The organism is Paenibacillus sp. FSL R5-0470 (assembly GCF_037975205.1).
Classification (GTDB): Bacteria; Bacillota; Bacilli; order Paenibacillales; family Paenibacillaceae; genus Paenibacillus_AQ.
The window spans coordinates 1,693,141-1,708,214 of record NZ_CP150238.1; the positions used below are offsets into that span (position 1 = coordinate 1,693,141).

12 protein-coding genes and 1 riboswitch are annotated in these 15,074 nt (G+C 44.3%); of the genes, 11 read left to right on the forward strand and 1 reads right to left on the reverse strand.

What is annotated here, in order from left to right; all coding sequences use genetic code 11:
* Positions 1-170: 170 nt before the first annotated feature.
* From MKY99_RS07410 to MKY99_RS07425, 4 genes are all read left to right on the forward strand, one after another.
* The gene (locus MKY99_RS07410) at positions 171-4,235 is read left to right on the forward strand and encodes an S-layer homology domain-containing protein (protein WP_339269647.1); all 4,065 of its coding nucleotides are present in this window, start codon (positions 171-173) and stop codon (positions 4,233-4,235) included.
* 121 nt (positions 4,236-4,356) lie between these two features.
* A riboswitch (guanidine-I (ykkC/yxkD leader) is annotated at positions 4,357-4,465 on the forward strand.
* Positions 4,466-4,551: 86 nt separating this feature from the next.
* Positions 4,552-4,896 carry a multidrug efflux SMR transporter gene (locus MKY99_RS07415; RefSeq protein WP_339269649.1) on the forward strand — a complete coding sequence of 115 codons (345 nt, stop codon included), beginning with the start codon at positions 4,552-4,554 and terminating at the stop codon, positions 4,894-4,896.
* Positions 4,897-5,211 carry a multidrug efflux SMR transporter gene (locus MKY99_RS07420; protein ID WP_042125359.1) on the forward strand — a complete coding sequence of 105 codons (315 nt, stop codon included), beginning with the start codon at positions 4,897-4,899 and terminating at the stop codon, positions 5,209-5,211. It begins immediately after the preceding gene.
* Between the two features lie 134 nt (positions 5,212-5,345).
* A complete protein-coding gene (locus MKY99_RS07425) occupies positions 5,346-6,245 on the forward strand; it encodes an aldo/keto reductase (RefSeq protein WP_076298148.1) in 900 nt (299 codons plus the stop codon).
* Between the two features lie 79 nt (positions 6,246-6,324).
* Here the strand turns inward: MKY99_RS07425 and MKY99_RS07430 are convergent, their stop codons facing one another.
* On the reverse strand, positions 6,325-7,398 hold the full coding sequence (locus MKY99_RS07430; protein ID WP_042185952.1) for a M42 family metallopeptidase: 1,074 nt from the start codon (positions 7,396-7,398) through the stop codon (positions 6,325-6,327).
* Between the two features lie 548 nt (positions 7,399-7,946).
* Here MKY99_RS07430 and spoVAC point away from each other — a divergent pair.
* The 7 genes from spoVAC (at position 7,947) to MKY99_RS07465 (ending at position 15,074) form a co-directional block, all read left to right on the forward strand.
* Positions 7,947-8,450 (forward strand): stage V sporulation protein AC, encoded by a 504-nt coding sequence (gene spoVAC, locus MKY99_RS07435; protein WP_076284320.1) that lies wholly within the window; start codon positions 7,947-7,949, stop codon positions 8,448-8,450.
* Positions 8,447-9,478, forward strand: coding sequence for a stage V sporulation protein AD (gene spoVAD / locus MKY99_RS07440; RefSeq protein WP_339269651.1), 1,032 nt, complete (start codon positions 8,447-8,449; stop codon positions 9,476-9,478). Before spoVAC ends, spoVAD begins: the two co-directional genes overlap by 4 nt.
* A 2-nt stretch (positions 9,479-9,480) precedes the next feature.
* Complete coding sequence (gene spoVAE / locus MKY99_RS07445; protein WP_036675923.1) at positions 9,481-9,831, forward strand: stage V sporulation protein AE; 351 nt, start codon at positions 9,481-9,483, stop codon at positions 9,829-9,831.
* A 191-nt stretch (positions 9,832-10,022) separates the two neighbouring features.
* Positions 10,023-10,979 (forward strand): MoxR family ATPase, encoded by a 957-nt coding sequence (locus MKY99_RS07450; RefSeq protein WP_076284318.1) that lies wholly within the window; start codon positions 10,023-10,025, stop codon positions 10,977-10,979.
* Between the two features lies 1 nt (position 10,980).
* Positions 10,981-12,225 carry a DUF58 domain-containing protein gene (locus MKY99_RS07455; protein ID WP_339269653.1) on the forward strand — a complete coding sequence of 415 codons (1,245 nt, stop codon included), beginning with the start codon at positions 10,981-10,983 and terminating at the stop codon, positions 12,223-12,225.
* 1 nt (position 12,226) lies between these two features.
* A complete protein-coding gene (locus tag MKY99_RS07460) occupies positions 12,227-14,464 on the forward strand; it encodes a transglutaminase domain-containing protein (protein ID WP_339269654.1) in 2,238 nt (745 codons plus the stop codon).
* An 88-nt stretch (positions 14,465-14,552) separates the two neighbouring features.
* Entirely contained in the window at positions 14,553-15,074 is a 522-nt protein-coding gene (locus tag MKY99_RS07465; RefSeq protein ID WP_042193454.1) for a YqeG family HAD IIIA-type phosphatase, read from the forward strand.

Below are 15,074 nucleotides of genomic sequence, written 5' to 3' on the forward strand. Positions count from 1 at the left end.
TGAACAGAAACTTGGTTTCTTTGCAGTTCAATCCTTGGAACACGAATTGTGCTGCCTATGTGTAGCGTTGTGTCGAGAGGGCAGTAGCTTTAAATCCAAGTAGAAAATATTGGTATTCTATAGTATGATCAAAATTGCTAGAATTACAAAAAAATACAAGGAGCGCGAACATGAAAAAGGGGAAGAATTATTTTATTCTAGTGTTATTATTTATTTTACTGATTAACTCACTGGGGGTTGGAGTTCCCACAGCGAGTGCGGATTCCTCAGCTGTGCCTTTAGAACTTCCGCTTCCGGCTAATTTGACAGACTGGGTAATGGATGAAGAAGCGGGCTATATTTATGCCATCTCCAGCGCGGAGAATAATCTTTATTTTATTCGGCTTAGTGATCTTAAGATTGAGAAGACGCTCAATGTGGGCTCGAACCCGTCTTATCTTGCAAGGGATGGGCAATCTCTGCAGATCGCGCTTTCCGGAGCGACGATGATCAAGACAGTAGACCTGTCCACTCAACAAATCTCGAACACGATAATCACAACTGGAATCCCCAACTCAGTCGCTGCTACTTCCAAATATCTTTTCTATGGTACTAGTAATGGGGTTTATAAATATGACAAGTCCAATCATACGAACAGTCTATTATTCCGAAACTTTTTATATAACGGTGTGGCTCTGGCAGTTGATGAGTCCTCCAATATGCTGTTTGTCGGTGAAATATCCTCATATGCCGGAATAACGGCTGTAGATATTAAGACCGGTGCCGTGCTGAGCCAGGATATTGACGACGATATGGAGATTGGAGGAAATTCCATATCGCTTCAGCATATTTTTGTGGATGATCAATCCGTATATTTTGGTGGGCATCAGTTCAATAAAAGGAATTTGATAGAGACCACGGGTACCTACTCGAGAACGAATGGCGATTACACCTATCTCGAAGCTGTTATATTGGATGTATCAGATACATATGTTCTTACTACGCAAGGGGTATACGATAAGGAGACCTATACTCCATTGGCGTTATTCCCTTCCGACAAAAGATTTGCTTTGCTCGACTCGAACGGTCAAGCTTATCTGGCAGGTGAATCGAACTGGTTCGATAATGCCAAAAGTATTACCCGAATTGGACTTACCATCCCGTCTAGACCCACTTCGCTGTTAACGACAGATGCTTATTCCATTCGAAGCAATCAAGCGATTACGGATTGGACTACTACGGATAATTCTCCTTATATCTATGCTATTATGGCAAGCACTAATGAGCTTGTCACTATCAGTAAGACAGATATGAGAGATGTAAAGAAGATGTTCATTGGTTCCAACCCGAGTAAGATCAAAATACTTAATAATAAGCTCTATATCCTCTTTAAAGGTGAAAACAATATCAATATTATGGATCTGCAAAATGGTATTCCATCAGATGCTGCTGTCAGCAAAATTACCACTAAGCACTATCCGCTTGATGTCTATCCTGATAACAATAATCGAATTTTATATTACGGCGGGACATTTGGAGGCGGTATCAGTGTAACCTCGGCAGTCTATACCTCGGTTACAGATACAGTATATGAAAAGGAAACTGGGATCAATCGCTCCAGCACCTATTTGCTTCTCCCGGATCAACATATTTTGTATGGTGGAGATACCTTCTCTCTCTATAAATACAACTCTGATAATTTTGATGTGATAGAGAGAAAAGACGTACAAAGTGGTTCTTATGATGCAAAGCTCTTTCTCGATGAAGGTAGTCTGTACTTTGGGAACCGTAGAATGGATGCGAATCAAACGTCTACCCTGTACGGGACCTATGCGGAGCAAATTATCTACGCGCGCGGCAGCCTCGTATTCAGTAACAGCGCCGTCTACGACAGAGACAGCTTTACCAAACTGTATGATTTGTTAATGTTCAACCAGCACACATATGTTGATGCGGATCATACTATTTTTGTATCCGATGCAGGTAGGTTATATAAATTCAATAACCTTCAAGAGATGCAGGCGATAATGAATGAGGGGCGTCAGCCTTCTAATGCCATCTTCGTGGACGAAAACTTGACACTTGGCGCGATTGACGGTTATTTATCTTTTGAACCTCCTGCTAACCAAGATGGTATTACGAATTATACAGCCTATTATCTTGATCAGAATGGAAATAAACTTAAGCAGATTGGTATCTATAAGAAGACAGAATTATCGACAGATTCACTCCTTGTTTATGAAATATCCCATTCGACTCTGTCCGCAGGAGCGGTAAGTATTGGGGTATATCCGGTTGTTCGTTTTGTAGATTATGGAAGTGAAAGAACACTTGATGTTCATACAACGGCTCCAATCTATGATGCGCCGAGTTATCTGCCTGTGGACTTTTCAGTCACAGATACGAATCCGGACATCAATAAATTTTCGGGTACAGTGACATGGAAATCTGGAATCGCTGAATTACCAGGTGTCCGCTATTCCTTATACTTTATCAATGAAGAAGGTGAGCTTGGAGATGCCATCGCAGTAGTAAATGGTGGGCAAAAGAGTTACTCCCTTACTATTTCTGAAAGAAATGTGCCGGTGGAAGCTTTAGCAATCGGTATTTTCATGGAAAATGATGATTTCATATCACCATTCTATAGCAGATCAATTCTTGAAGATAAAGTCACACCAGATATCTTGGTATCGTCCATTACTATACACAAATACCAGGTGCAAGCGGATAATATCGTTGTGAATAACCTGGTCGCCGGAGATATCGTTCGTGTTTACAATGAGCGACTAACCCGTTTACTTGGTTACGGGATCGTTGATCCAAACAAAACCGCAATTACGATTACTATAAGTAACGTTGGAAATCCGGGGGAGAAGCTCCTTATAACCCGGCAATCAGCCAAGAAAATTGAAAGTATGGGGACTTTAGTCGTTGTACCTCCTATTACAAATGATAGCGGCGGCGGTGGTACTGGCGGCGGTGGAACTGGTGGTGGCGGAACTGGTGGCGGTGGCAGCACGGGTGCTGTCCCTAATGACAGTGCCAAGGTAGTAACCACAATCAAAGAAAACACAGATGGAACCCAGTCATCTATGACTGAAGTGGCAACAGCGTTTATTTCAAAGACAATAAATGATCCTGAATTCAAGAAAAATCCAGTAATCATTATCAAGGCTGATGAAAAAACGCCAACTCAAAGCAGTCAATTTCAGATAGATTTAAGTTTATTAACAAGTATTAATAATAACTCTAAGGATGCTGTACTTATTCTGGAATCATCATCGGGCAAGATTCAGCTCCCTGTAAATTCCTTGTTCTTGGCAGTTTCCGGGAACAGTGGTTCGGGGCAGAGTGTTATCATTACGATTGCGCAAGCAGCAAGTGACTACAAGGCCAAATTGACTACTCAACTGAGTGGCTCTACCAGTGTTACGCTGGGAGGACCTGTGGAGTATGAAGTTAAATTGATTGGAAGTGGTCAGGATCGTATTCTTTCCAATTTCTCAAGTTATGTCGGTCATGTGATGAATTTTAACGTAGTCCAAGATGCTAACGCTGTTTATACTGGCCTGACCTATGATTCGGTCACACAGACTTACGTTCCGGTTCCTACCATCTGGGAATGGAAGGATGGAGTTTTGCAGGTCACAATGAAACGTAAAGGGAACTCTGTATATACTGTAGTTCAAAACCATACACAATTTAATGATCTGAATAACAGCAATCCGTTTAAAAACAGTATCTTAGCCTTAGCGAACCGAAGCGTGATCAATGGCTATTCTGATGGAAGTTTTAAGGCGGAATCTGTTGTCACGCGTGCTGAGTTTGCCACCATGCTAAATCGTGCTTTAGGTATTTTACCGAAGCTGGAGGCTTCTAGAAGTTTTAAGGATGTTAAGGAAGGTGCTTGGTATGTATCGCAGGTCAATGCTGCCATCGATGCTGGTCTGATAAACGGTTTTACAGATGGAACATTCCGTCCGAATCAAGAAATTACGCATCAAGAGATGATTGTTATGCTTGTCAACGCCTTGAAATATGGCGAAATGAACACAACTATTAATAAAACCTCTTCGACAGCACTTCCTATTAAGTTGCCGGATTGGGTAAAACCTTATTATGTTATTGCCTTGGATAATGGAATTCTGCCGACGGACGGTCCGTTCCAATTCCAGTTGGGTAAAAAAACTGAGCGCCAAGAGAGTGCAATGCTATTGTTCCATTTGATGAAGATCCTTAAACTTACAAACGCTTAGTAAGATGCAGGGGAATTGTGGATCGACTGGTTCACCCCTATTTCAGAATTGTTGTCAAACTTTTATTTAGAAAAGGTTGATTTTATCACCCCGATTTGCTACCATACGATGTAACTTAATAGTTATTGTTTTCTAGGGTTCCGCAGCTGGTGCACAGCTGGTCTGGTCCGAGGGAAAACGCACGAACAGCATTGTTCGTGTCTACACGGAGGGATAAAAGCCCGGGAGGTATCGTTATAAATGACGATGACCTTCCGGGCTTATTTGTTTGTTTCGTGGGCAATTATAAAGTTAGTGAATTGAAGGAGGGCTTGGAATGAAGAACAATTCAGAGTGGTTAAAGGTAGTTGGTGCAGCTGTTTTCGAGGTCATGTGGGTCATCGGCTTAAAACATGCCTCCACGATGTGGGAGTGGCTGATAACTGTGGTAGCTATAATAATAAGCTTCTATGTGATGATTTCAGCGAGTACCAAATTGCCGGTCGGCACGGTATATTCCGTGTTTGTTGGTCTAGGAACTGCAGGGACAGTAGTTGCGGACATGGTTTTATTCGGAGAACCGTTCAAATTGATGAAGCTGGTTCTAGTGGTTATTTTGCTGGGAGGCGTTATAGGATTGAAAATGGTGACCAAAGAAGCCGAAGTAAAGGGGGAGTCTTAAATGGCATGGGTATTTCTGGTCGTTGCTGGTTTATTTGAAATGTTTGGAGTAGCTATGATTAATAGGTTGAATAAACACCGGAATTTCCTGTCGTTCGCGCTGCTCTTTCTTGGTTTTGGAGCAAGCTTTCTGTTCCTGTCTTTAGCTATGAAGAGTCTGCCGATGGGAACAGCTTATGCGGTTTGGACGGGGATCGGCGCATCCGGCGGAGCGATTCTGGGGATGATATTGTATGGAGAGGCCAAAGACTGGCGCCGGATCGTCTGTATTATTATGATTCTGGGGGCCGCTGTGGGACTAAAGCTGATAGCTTAGTTAGGTATTCATTCTTTACTTTTTCTCTTCAAAAGAGAGATTAGTTATAAATTGGACACGATTCAGATGTTTAGAAAGGTTCTTATAGGTCGTATAAAGTAAGTATACAATACTTCAATAAGGGGATTTTTAATATGACTAAGGATTCAATCGAACATTTGGCTGAAATCGCAAGAATGAACCAATCTAACCGCATGCTGCTTCCAGATGGAACGTCACTTCCCAGAATTGGGCAGGGAACTTGGAATATGGGTGACGACAATTCCCGTAGGGAGGAAGAGATTGCTGCCCTGCGATTAGGCGTGGAGCTAGGCATGGATTTAATAGATACGGCTGAGATGTATGGGGACGGACGCTCGGAGCTTTTAGTAGGTGAGGCTATTCAAGGTATTCGGGATCAAGTTTTCTTGGTGTCAAAAGTCTATCCACATAATGCCGGGAATGAGCACCTTATCCGCAGCTGTGAAGAAAGCTTGAAACGCTTGAATACGGATCATCTGGATCTTTATTTGCTGCATTGGCGGGGAGATATTCCACTAGAAGAGACTGTTGTCGGTATGGAGAAACTAGTCTCACAAGGAAAAATAGCAAGATGGGGTGTATCCAATTTCGATGTCGACGATATGAAAGAACTGCTTGGTATTGCTGGGGGAACGCATTGTGCAACCAATCAGATTCTATATCATTTAGGGTCCAGAGGAATTGAAACTGAACTGCTGCCATGGCAGAGAAGTCACAAGATCCCGGTAATGGCTTACTCACCGCTTGCTCAAGCTGGTTCACTCCGAAAAGGAGTCATCGAGAGTGAAGTCGTTCAGGAAATCGCCAGTGCACATCAGGCAACTCCGCTTCAGATTATGTTAGCTTGGACGATGCGTGAAGAGGATGTTATTTCTATCCCAAAAGCTTCTTCTCGTAAGCACGTCATTGAGAATGCTGCTGCAGGCTTGATTACGCTAAGTAACGATGAAATTTGGAAGCTGGACGAAGCTTTCCCAATACCTTCTTGGAAAGTACCGCTAGATATGATTTAAATCCGTTCTATTCACATAAAGAGAAGCCCTCAATCACTGTAAAAGTGTTTGAGGGCTTCTTCTGTCATTTCTTGTGCGATTAGCTGTTCTCAATAATTGTCTGTAGTGTAGTCCGGTCAAGGCCTTCTACGAGTTTGATCAGAAGCTCTTTAGCAGCATCGTAGTCATCACTGTGAATCACTGATGAAGCTGTGTGTATGTAGCGGGAGCATATTCCGATGACTGCGGAAGGAACGCCAATTCCACTAACATGAACCTGACCTGCATCTGTTCCGCCTTGGGATACAAAATACTGATATTTGATCCGGTGGGTATCCGCTGTATCTTGTACATATTCAATCAGACCGCGATGTGTAACCATCGTAGGATCAAAAATACGCAAGAGAGCTCCTTTGCCCAGATGGCCAAATGCCTGACTGTCACCAGTCATATCGGCAGCAGCGCTCGCGTCCAGACCGAAGAAGATGTCTGGTGACAGGAGATTAGCCGCAGTACGCGCACCCCGAAGACCTACTTCCTCTTGTACAGTGGCACCAGCGAAAACGGTATTCGGCAGCTTTTTACCGTGCAATGCTTTAACTAGTTCAATGGCGAGACCTACGCCATAACGGTTGTCCCAAGCTTTCGCCAAGATTTTTTTGGGGTTAGCAAGGGGAGTAAAAGGACAAATCGGCAGAACTTGTTGGCCTGGTCTAACGCCAAAGCTTTCTGCTTCTTCACGGCTGTCTGCACCGATATCAATATACATTTTGCTGATTTCGCCAGTCTTACCACGTTCTTCGTTGCTTAGCAAATGGATAGGCGTACTCCCAACAACTCCGGTCAGCGTTCCTTTAGGTGTAATGATATGTAGGCGCTGGGATGCAACAGCAGAGGCAAGCCAGCCGCCAAGTGGTTGAAAACGGATCATACCGGTGTTAGTAATTCCAGTTACCATGAAACCTACTTCGTCAAAATGCCCAGCGACCATAATCTTTGGCCCGTTCTCTTCGCCGCGCAGTACGCCGAACAAACTACCGAGACGATCCTGTACGAACTCTTCAGTATAAGGAGTCATAGCATCCTTGACGTAAGCGCGGAGTTCGCGCTCAAATCCTGGGGCTGAGGGAAATTCGGTAAGTGTTTTGAACATGTCCAATGTTTCTTGATTCATATGAATTCACTCCTTTATTAAAATATAAGAACTCATTTATACATCATTCTTATATTTCTACGAGAAACGGATGTTATCCATAATGGACCACATCGTTATTTCTTCCTGCAACCTAGTATGAACATTCTGGGCTCACTTGTCCATGACAAGAGACAATGAACACCGGGCACGAGCTCCACGAATACTATGCATTAGAGGCTTTGGTGGCAGGAGCCTTAGAAAGGATGCGAAGACGAATGAGGGTTGCGGGCAGCGTACCCAAAAGAAGGGTGCAGGGAGGATTGTCAAGTCGGAGCCTACAAGTAAACGGAACGCGCAGACGATACTGGCGCCACAATCCAAGGGAAAGAGAAGCAGTACTTATTTTTGTTCTCTTCTTACTGTTGATTGTTGTGTTACTGTATTTTTCCTGAACTGGAGGGACATAACGAAGCGGAGGATGGCAAACAATAAGGAAAACTTCTAAGCGAAGAAAAACTTAAGGGGCTTAAAAGTGAGTACTATGATGCTTGTCAGCCCCCTTCGCCTAACTTTCAGGAGGTGCCTCAATGCCGGCGAAAACTAAGAAATCGGGTGTCAAGCTGAAGCTTGACACCCTGACTCCACAAGATTACGAGAAATTGTCCAAGCCCTTTGTTCCTGCCAGGCCCGTATTCAAAAACTGCATACGAGCGTTTATTGCTGGCGGCATAATCTGTGTTATTGGACAAGGTGTTCAGGAGGCTTTTATGGCAATTTTCGATATGAGCTCCAAGGAAGCCGCCAGTCCGACAGTCGCGGTGATGATCCTACTCTCTGTAATTCTGACCAGCTTTGGCGTGTACGACAAAATGGCTCAATGGGCTGGTGCAGGAACTGCAGTCCCAGTGACCGGGTTCGCAAACAGTATGTGCTCTGCAGCTCTAGAGCACCGCGCTGAGGGCCTTGTACTTGGTGTAGGCGGCAATATGTTTAAGCTTGCAGGTTCGGTTATCGTATTTGGTGCCGTAGCTGCTTTCATTATTGGTATCGTCTATCTCTTTTTGGGCGTAGACGGGGGTGCACATACATGAAACAGCTTGGTAGTCAGACCTGGGAGTTCACGAACCGTCCCGTTATTTTGGGTTCTTCCGCTGTAGTAGGGCCAGAAGAGGGAGAAGGTCCTTTAGCTTCAGATTTTGATTTTATATTTGATACGCTGGAAATGGATGAGAAGACATGGGAGAAAGCTGAGCGCGCTCTGTTCGAGAAGGCTTCCCATCTGGCTCTGATTAATGCGAATATCGATAAACAAAAGCTTGAGTTTTTTGTCGGCGGAGATTTGATGAACCAGATTATCAGCAGCTCTTTCGCGGCAAGAAAATTAGGTGTGCCTTATCTCGGAGTCTTTGGTGCTTGCTCAACCTCTATGGAGAGCCTTGCGATTGCCTCAATGATCGTTGATTCTGGAGGCGGTAAGTATGCACTAGCGGGAACATCAAGTCATAACTGTACGGTGGAGAAGCAGTTTCGTTATCCAACGGAATATGGTTCGCAGAAACCCCCAACGGCGCAATATACAGTTACAGGTTCGGGTTGTGCTGTAGTGGGTCAGAATGACGGTTCGGGTAACTATCCAGTCGTGGTATCGGCCACACTTGGACGTATTATGGATCTTGGTTTGACAGATCCTTTTAATATGGGGACGGCTATGGCACCTGCGGCGGCGGATACCATTACTGCCCATTTTCGGGATACAGGTCTATCGCCCGGGCACTATGATTTAATTGTTACTGGCGACCTGGCATCCGTAGGGTTACCTATAGCCAAGACCCTATTGGCTAAAGAAGGAATTCCTATGGAGCAAACAACCTTTGACGATTGTGGTTTGCTTATCTACGACTTGGAGAAACAGAAATATGTGATCGCTGGAGGAAGCGGCTGCGGGTGCTCAGCGGTTGTAACCTATGGTCATATCCTTAAGCGGTTAAAAAAAGGTGAACTTAAACGGGTGCTTATAGTGGCAACGGGTGCACTTTTATCACCTTTGTCTTATCAACAGGGAGAGAGTATTCCATGTGTTGCTCATGCCGTAGCCATAGAGAGTGGAGGTGAAGCATAATGATGATTTACTTATGGGCTTTTCTGATTGGAGGAGCCATTTGCGTTATAGGGCAGCTGATGTTCGATGTATTGAAGCTGACACCTGCACATACGATGAGTACCTTAGTTGTAGCCGGAGCGATTGCTGATGCTTTTGGTATCTACGACCCGCTTGTTAAATTTGCGGGTGCTGGTGCAACCATTCCGATCACAAGTTTTGGGAACTCCTTGGTTCACGGGGCATTAACGGAGCTGGAGCGGGATGGCTGGATCGGTGTAGTTACGGGTATTTTTGATATTACAAGTGCCGGCATCTCGTCAGCTATTGTGTTCTCCTTTTTGGCAGCTTTAGTTGTACGGCCGAAGGGGTAAAGTTGATGCTATATGAAAAGGTTGTCGTCAGAAAAAGACGGCAATCTTTTTTTGTTATTTTTAAATTGTAGGATGTTTCATCTTATGGTTTTTTTTGTATCCTCACTTCGTGATCTTCAACAATGTACTTTGGGTCCTCTAATCATGTAAAATATAAATAATACTGCTTATTCTGGCTAGGAGGATTATATATGCCCGTACGTCAAGAATCGATGCACACCATGAATGCTGTACGCACTAATTTGGAATCTTGCATACTTGGAAAATCATTTGAAATACAATTATTGTTAACCGCTCTGCTTGCTGGTGGTCATGTATTGATCGAGGATGTACCGGGAACAGGAAAAACCCAGCTAATTCGCGCACTATCAAGATCAATGTCCGGTGAATATCGCCGTATTCAGTGTAATCCAGATATACTTCCGAGTGATATTACAGGTGTTTCTGTCTATCATCCTAGGGATGAGATGTTTCATTTCCGGCCTGGTCCGGTGATGACGAATATTTTACTAGCCGATGAAATTAACCGTGCTACTACGAAGACACAATCTGCACTTCTGGAAGTGATGGAGGAACGAAACGTTACCGTAGATGGTGAGACGTATCCACTTCCGCACCCTTTCATGTTATGCGCTACCCAGAATCCGATAGACTTTGAGGGAACCTATACACTGCCTGAAGCCCAATTAGATCGTTTCATGCTGAGAATTAGCCTTGGATATCCTGATGCAGCGACGGAGAAAAATTTATTGCTGAGCCATCAGGAAGGCCAACCGGTGGACAGGCTTTCGCCAGTAACAAGCATGGAACAAATTGCAGGGATTCAGGAAGAGATTCGAGATATCTTCATGAGCGATCCTGTGCTGAATTACTTGTTAGATATTGTGCGGCAGACAAGAGAACATCCACTTGTAATGCTGGGTGCGAGTCCACGTGCCTCACTATCCTTTATGATGGCTTGTAAAGCTTATGCCTTTTTGCAAGGACGAGATTACGTTCTGCCTGATGACGTGAAGATCCTTACTCCATTTGCCTTGGGTCATCGAATATTGCTGCGTCCAGAGTCGCGCCTAGATAATATTAGCGTAGAATCTTTGCTTCAAAAGCTTCTGCAGAGCATTCATGTGCCTGTTACGATGAGGCAATGATATGAGACGTTATTTGTCGTCGGTTGCAGCCATCATTCAACCCTCTAAGCTTGCAAGCATCCTTGTAATTTGGAGTATTACACTCTTATATGTACTTTTTCAGGGCGGGAAAACAGCATTTATGTTGTTTATCATGGTCTCTGTACTTATTGCATATTTGATTGCTGGAGGTTTAGGAGGCGTTCGGCGAGCTAAGGGCACCCGCAGTCTTTATTCTGAACAAGACAAGGGAGATTTGCTCTCTGCCGGAGGGCATCTTCGTGTAAAACTAAAGGTTACAATCCCTGGGATTTTGCCCTTGCCTTACGTTGTTGTAAGGGAAGTTCTTAAGCGGCATAATGGAGAATCGTGGGTATTTGAAGAAAGTGTGATCCCAAGCCTCAGAGGCATTGGGGAACTAAAGTTTCAGACACCAGCCTTAGAGCGTGGAACATACACATTCACTAATACGGATATTATCAGCCAAGATATATTTGGGCTTGTCGAGCATAAGGGAACATTTTTATCGGAAGGACAATTTCAGGTTTTGCCTCGTGCGATCTACGTTCCGCGCTGGCAGTTATATGAGAGAAAATCTCGGCTATCTGGACCGCAGACATCCGTTGTTCAATCTCGGCGTGAAACCACACAGATTAATGGCGTCCGTGACTATGTATATGGTGATCGCTTGACGCGAATTCACTGGAATGCTACCGCTAAGACAGGCTCTTGGAAATCCAAAGAGTTTGAGCATGAGTCGATTCCCAAAACCATTCTAGTCCTTGATGGAAGCACATCAGCTTATATGAATACGAATCAGTTCGAACTAGCAGTTTCGGTGACGGCATCACTACTCGGCTTTGGCATTCGGGAGAGAATTGGAATTGGACTGTGTTGTTTGGATAAGACAACGAAGGTGTTCGCACCAGTTGAAGGTGCTGCTGAGCGTCAGAAGATGATTCAATATTTAATCGATCTAAACGCTGAGGGACGAGGTCCGCTTATCTCCCGATTGGAAAAAGGATACCGTATGTTTCCTAAAGGCTCTTACTTCGTGTTAATTAGTCCACAGCGTGGACAGCCTGTACTTGATGCACTACGCTGGGCTGACAGCAGAGGAATGACTGCTTCTCATATTCATGTGCGAAATTCCGCAGAGATAAATAGTGGTAACGATTGGATAGACGTCCTTAGGTCTCGCGGAATAACCGGTTATGGTATTAGCTCGCTTCAAGAGCTTCCCTCAGTGTTAGGAGGGGAAGGATGATATGAGAACCTGGTGGAATCAGATAAAATTCTCTTGGCACCGTTCCGTCGGCCTATTTTGGCTATTGATTATTGCACAGCAGTGGATTTCTTATACGGAACCCATCTGGTTAAATCAAACCACTGCTTCTGTATGGGCTGCCCTATTAACGATCACCGTCATTGAGATTTTTATCCCTGTTAAAGTTCAATTCAGACTGATTATGGAAGCAGTAGCTATTATCTATATCGTTTATCGCATCATTTCTAATTACGGAATTTATGTTCCTGATCCATGGGCTACAACCCTTCTGGATAAGCTCCAAGATATTAGTGTGTATATGGTGCCGTATATCTGGTTTGCTCTTGGTGCCTCTGCCTTGCTGTTGCTGTCGTCTTGGTGGGTATCCTCGAAGAAGCGTATTTTATGGTTTATAGGAATGAACATTGTAGCACTGGCAGCTCTTGATTCCTTTACATCTATTGTACTGTGGCAGGAAGTGGCTTGGACGGTATTTGCGGGTATGGGATGGCTTGTCAGCCAGCACCTGAGAAGTTTTCAGCTACATTATCCGCGTGGATGGGTACATTTGCTGGAATATCCCTCGAAAATAGTCATGAATATCGCAATCGTCTTCTCTCTGGTTATTTTAATCGGTGTGAATATGCCGGATGTAAGGCCTACTTTGACGGATCCTTATACAGCGTGGCAAGAGTGGAATGGAATTGGGAAATCTTCTGGTAAGAGCACAACTGGAACAACGAATTCCAATACGGGCTCAGGTTCCTCTGTTAACAATACTTCGTCTGGCTATAGTCTGAATGATGACAACCTGGGCGGGGGCTTTAACTTCGATTATACCCCGGTGATGACAGTGGTTTCAGATTTGCGTGTTTATATGCGAGGAGAAACACGCAGAATCTATTCTGGAAGTGGATGGTCGGATAAGGATCGATTGAAGCGAGGACCTATAGAAGAGGTGGAGACGGGGAAATCCTTGGAGCAAAGTGTGGCTTCTAAGGTCACTACCCGCACACTGAAACAGACGGTTAAAGTGCTTAACAATAATGAATTTCCGGTGTTATTCGGTGCTTATTCTGTAACTTCGGTGGATTCATTGAATGGTGAGGCAGCCGGGAAGGGTCTTTTCTGGAGAGATCGTGATAGTGAGCTTCTATGGGATATGGATAAGAAGAAACTAGACTATCCCTCGACCTTCGAGCTGACTTCTGAAGTTCCCGTCATTCCTGTTCAGGAATTGACAGCAAAGACCTATGAGGAGCTATACAAAGGTAATGATCTGGAGGAAAGCTTCCTTCAGCTGCCTGATGACTTCCCTCAACGGGTTCAAGATCTGGCCGAGGAAATTACAGCACAAGGAAAAACACCGTATGAAAAAACAGCACTTTTGCAACAATACTTACAACAAACCTTTCCATATACCAACAAGCCGGATATAGCACGTGTTTCAAGTGAGGATTTTGTAGATGGATTTTTGTTCGAGCTGAAAGAAGGTTACTGTGATTATTATTCTACGGCACTAGTCACTATGGCACGTTCCCTAAACATCCCTGCAAGATGGGTTAAGGGTTATGCACCTGGAGAACAGCCAGAAATGCCTATGAATCTGGCGCAGCAGGTGGGTGCGGCAAATAATAATTACACGATTACCAATGCAGATGCCCATTCCTGGGCAGAGGTCTATTTTGGTGAGTATGGTTGGATTCCTGTTGAAGCTACACCGGGGTTTAATGCTCCTCTCCTGACTAAGAATGAGCAAATACCTGAGACAGACCCAGAAGATCAAGATGAAATGGCAGAACCAACACCTGCACCTGTGACTAATGCACAAGCAGATCAAGGCTTCCATGTGGGTTTATGGGTAATTTTGGTGGCAGTGGTTGTATTATTATCCTGGACTATTTTTAAAGTTTGGCATATTCGCTTTAAGCTTCGCTTCTTCGTTCAACAGATGCGAATGGGCCGGCCTTTAACGCCTGATCAGAAAGTTGTGGCTGAAACTGAGCGTTGGGTAAGGTATTTGCATCGTAAGGGAATGATGAAGGAAGAGCATGAAACATTGCGTGAAGCCGTAGTCCGCTGGAGTCAGGAACGACCTGCTGTGGCCAATCATCTTTCTTCACTGCTAACGATGTTTGAACAAGCGAAGTATAGCCCTGATGTTATTGAAGACAAAGACTGGCAGAGCGTGTATACTGAAGCTTTGCGGCTGCGGAGAACGATAAGATCCAAGAAATAGCGTTTATGCAGTAAATCATTGCTATAGATTTATTTGCGTAGCGCATGGAGTATGTTATAGTTTTTTGTATGAAATCGAGGTGAACGTATTGTTTGAAATGTTAGTTCCCAAACTCCGGGTGAATACGGTATTCGATATTTCTCTAGAAGAGCTGTATCGGCAGGGATACCGTGGAATCATTACGGATCTGGATAACACACTGGTCGGTGCCAAAGCGCCTGTGGCTACTCCGGAGCTGTTGTTATGGTTTGAGAAGGTGAAGGAAGTGGGCTTTAAGCTCATCATCGTATCCAATAACAACATGGAACGGGTGTCACGCTTTGCTACACCGCTTAATATTGAATTTGTGCATCAGGCTCGTAAACCGAGTAATGCTCCTTTTCTCAAAGCGATGAAGCAGATGGAGTTGCCACCGGAGCAGACGATTGTGGTGGGAGACCAAATGCTTACAGATGTATACGGCGGCAATCGGCTTGGCCTGTATACCGTATTGGTGCTGCCAATCTCCGTTAAGGATGAAGGGTTCGGCACAAGATTTAATCGTCGGGTAGAGCGAGTTGCTCTGACACGGCTTCGTAAAAAAGGATTGTGGCACGAGGAGGAAAAATAG

What these genes read in the sequence shown, in the direction of transcription:
- spoVAC (WP_076284320.1), top strand. Translation starts at nt 7,947, where the DNA reads ATGCCGGCGAAAACTAAGAAATCGGGTGTCAAGCTGAAGCTTGACACC.
- MKY99_RS07420 (WP_042125359.1), top strand. Translation starts at nt 4,897, where the DNA reads ATGGCATGGGTATTTCTGGTCGTTGCTGGTTTATTTGAAATGTTTGGA.
- MKY99_RS07460 (WP_339269654.1), top strand. Translation starts at nt 12,227, where the DNA reads ATGAGAACCTGGTGGAATCAGATAAAATTCTCTTGGCACCGTTCCGTC.
- MKY99_RS07410 (WP_339269647.1), top strand. Translation starts at nt 171, where the DNA reads ATGAAAAAGGGGAAGAATTATTTTATTCTAGTGTTATTATTTATTTTA.
- MKY99_RS07450 (WP_076284318.1), top strand. Translation starts at nt 10,023, where the DNA reads ATGCCCGTACGTCAAGAATCGATGCACACCATGAATGCTGTACGCACT.
- MKY99_RS07455 (WP_339269653.1), top strand. Translation starts at nt 10,981, where the DNA reads ATGAGACGTTATTTGTCGTCGGTTGCAGCCATCATTCAACCCTCTAAG.
- MKY99_RS07415 (WP_339269649.1), top strand. Translation starts at nt 4,552, where the DNA reads ATGAAGAACAATTCAGAGTGGTTAAAGGTAGTTGGTGCAGCTGTTTTC.
- spoVAE (WP_036675923.1), top strand. Translation starts at nt 9,481, where the DNA reads ATGATTTACTTATGGGCTTTTCTGATTGGAGGAGCCATTTGCGTTATA.
- MKY99_RS07425 (WP_076298148.1), top strand. Translation starts at nt 5,346, where the DNA reads ATGACTAAGGATTCAATCGAACATTTGGCTGAAATCGCAAGAATGAAC.
- spoVAD (WP_339269651.1), top strand. Translation starts at nt 8,447, where the DNA reads ATGAAACAGCTTGGTAGTCAGACCTGGGAGTTCACGAACCGTCCCGTT.
- MKY99_RS07430 (WP_042185952.1), bottom strand. Translation starts at nt 7,398, where the DNA reads ATGAATCAAGAAACATTGGACATGTTCAAAACACTTACCGAATTTCCC.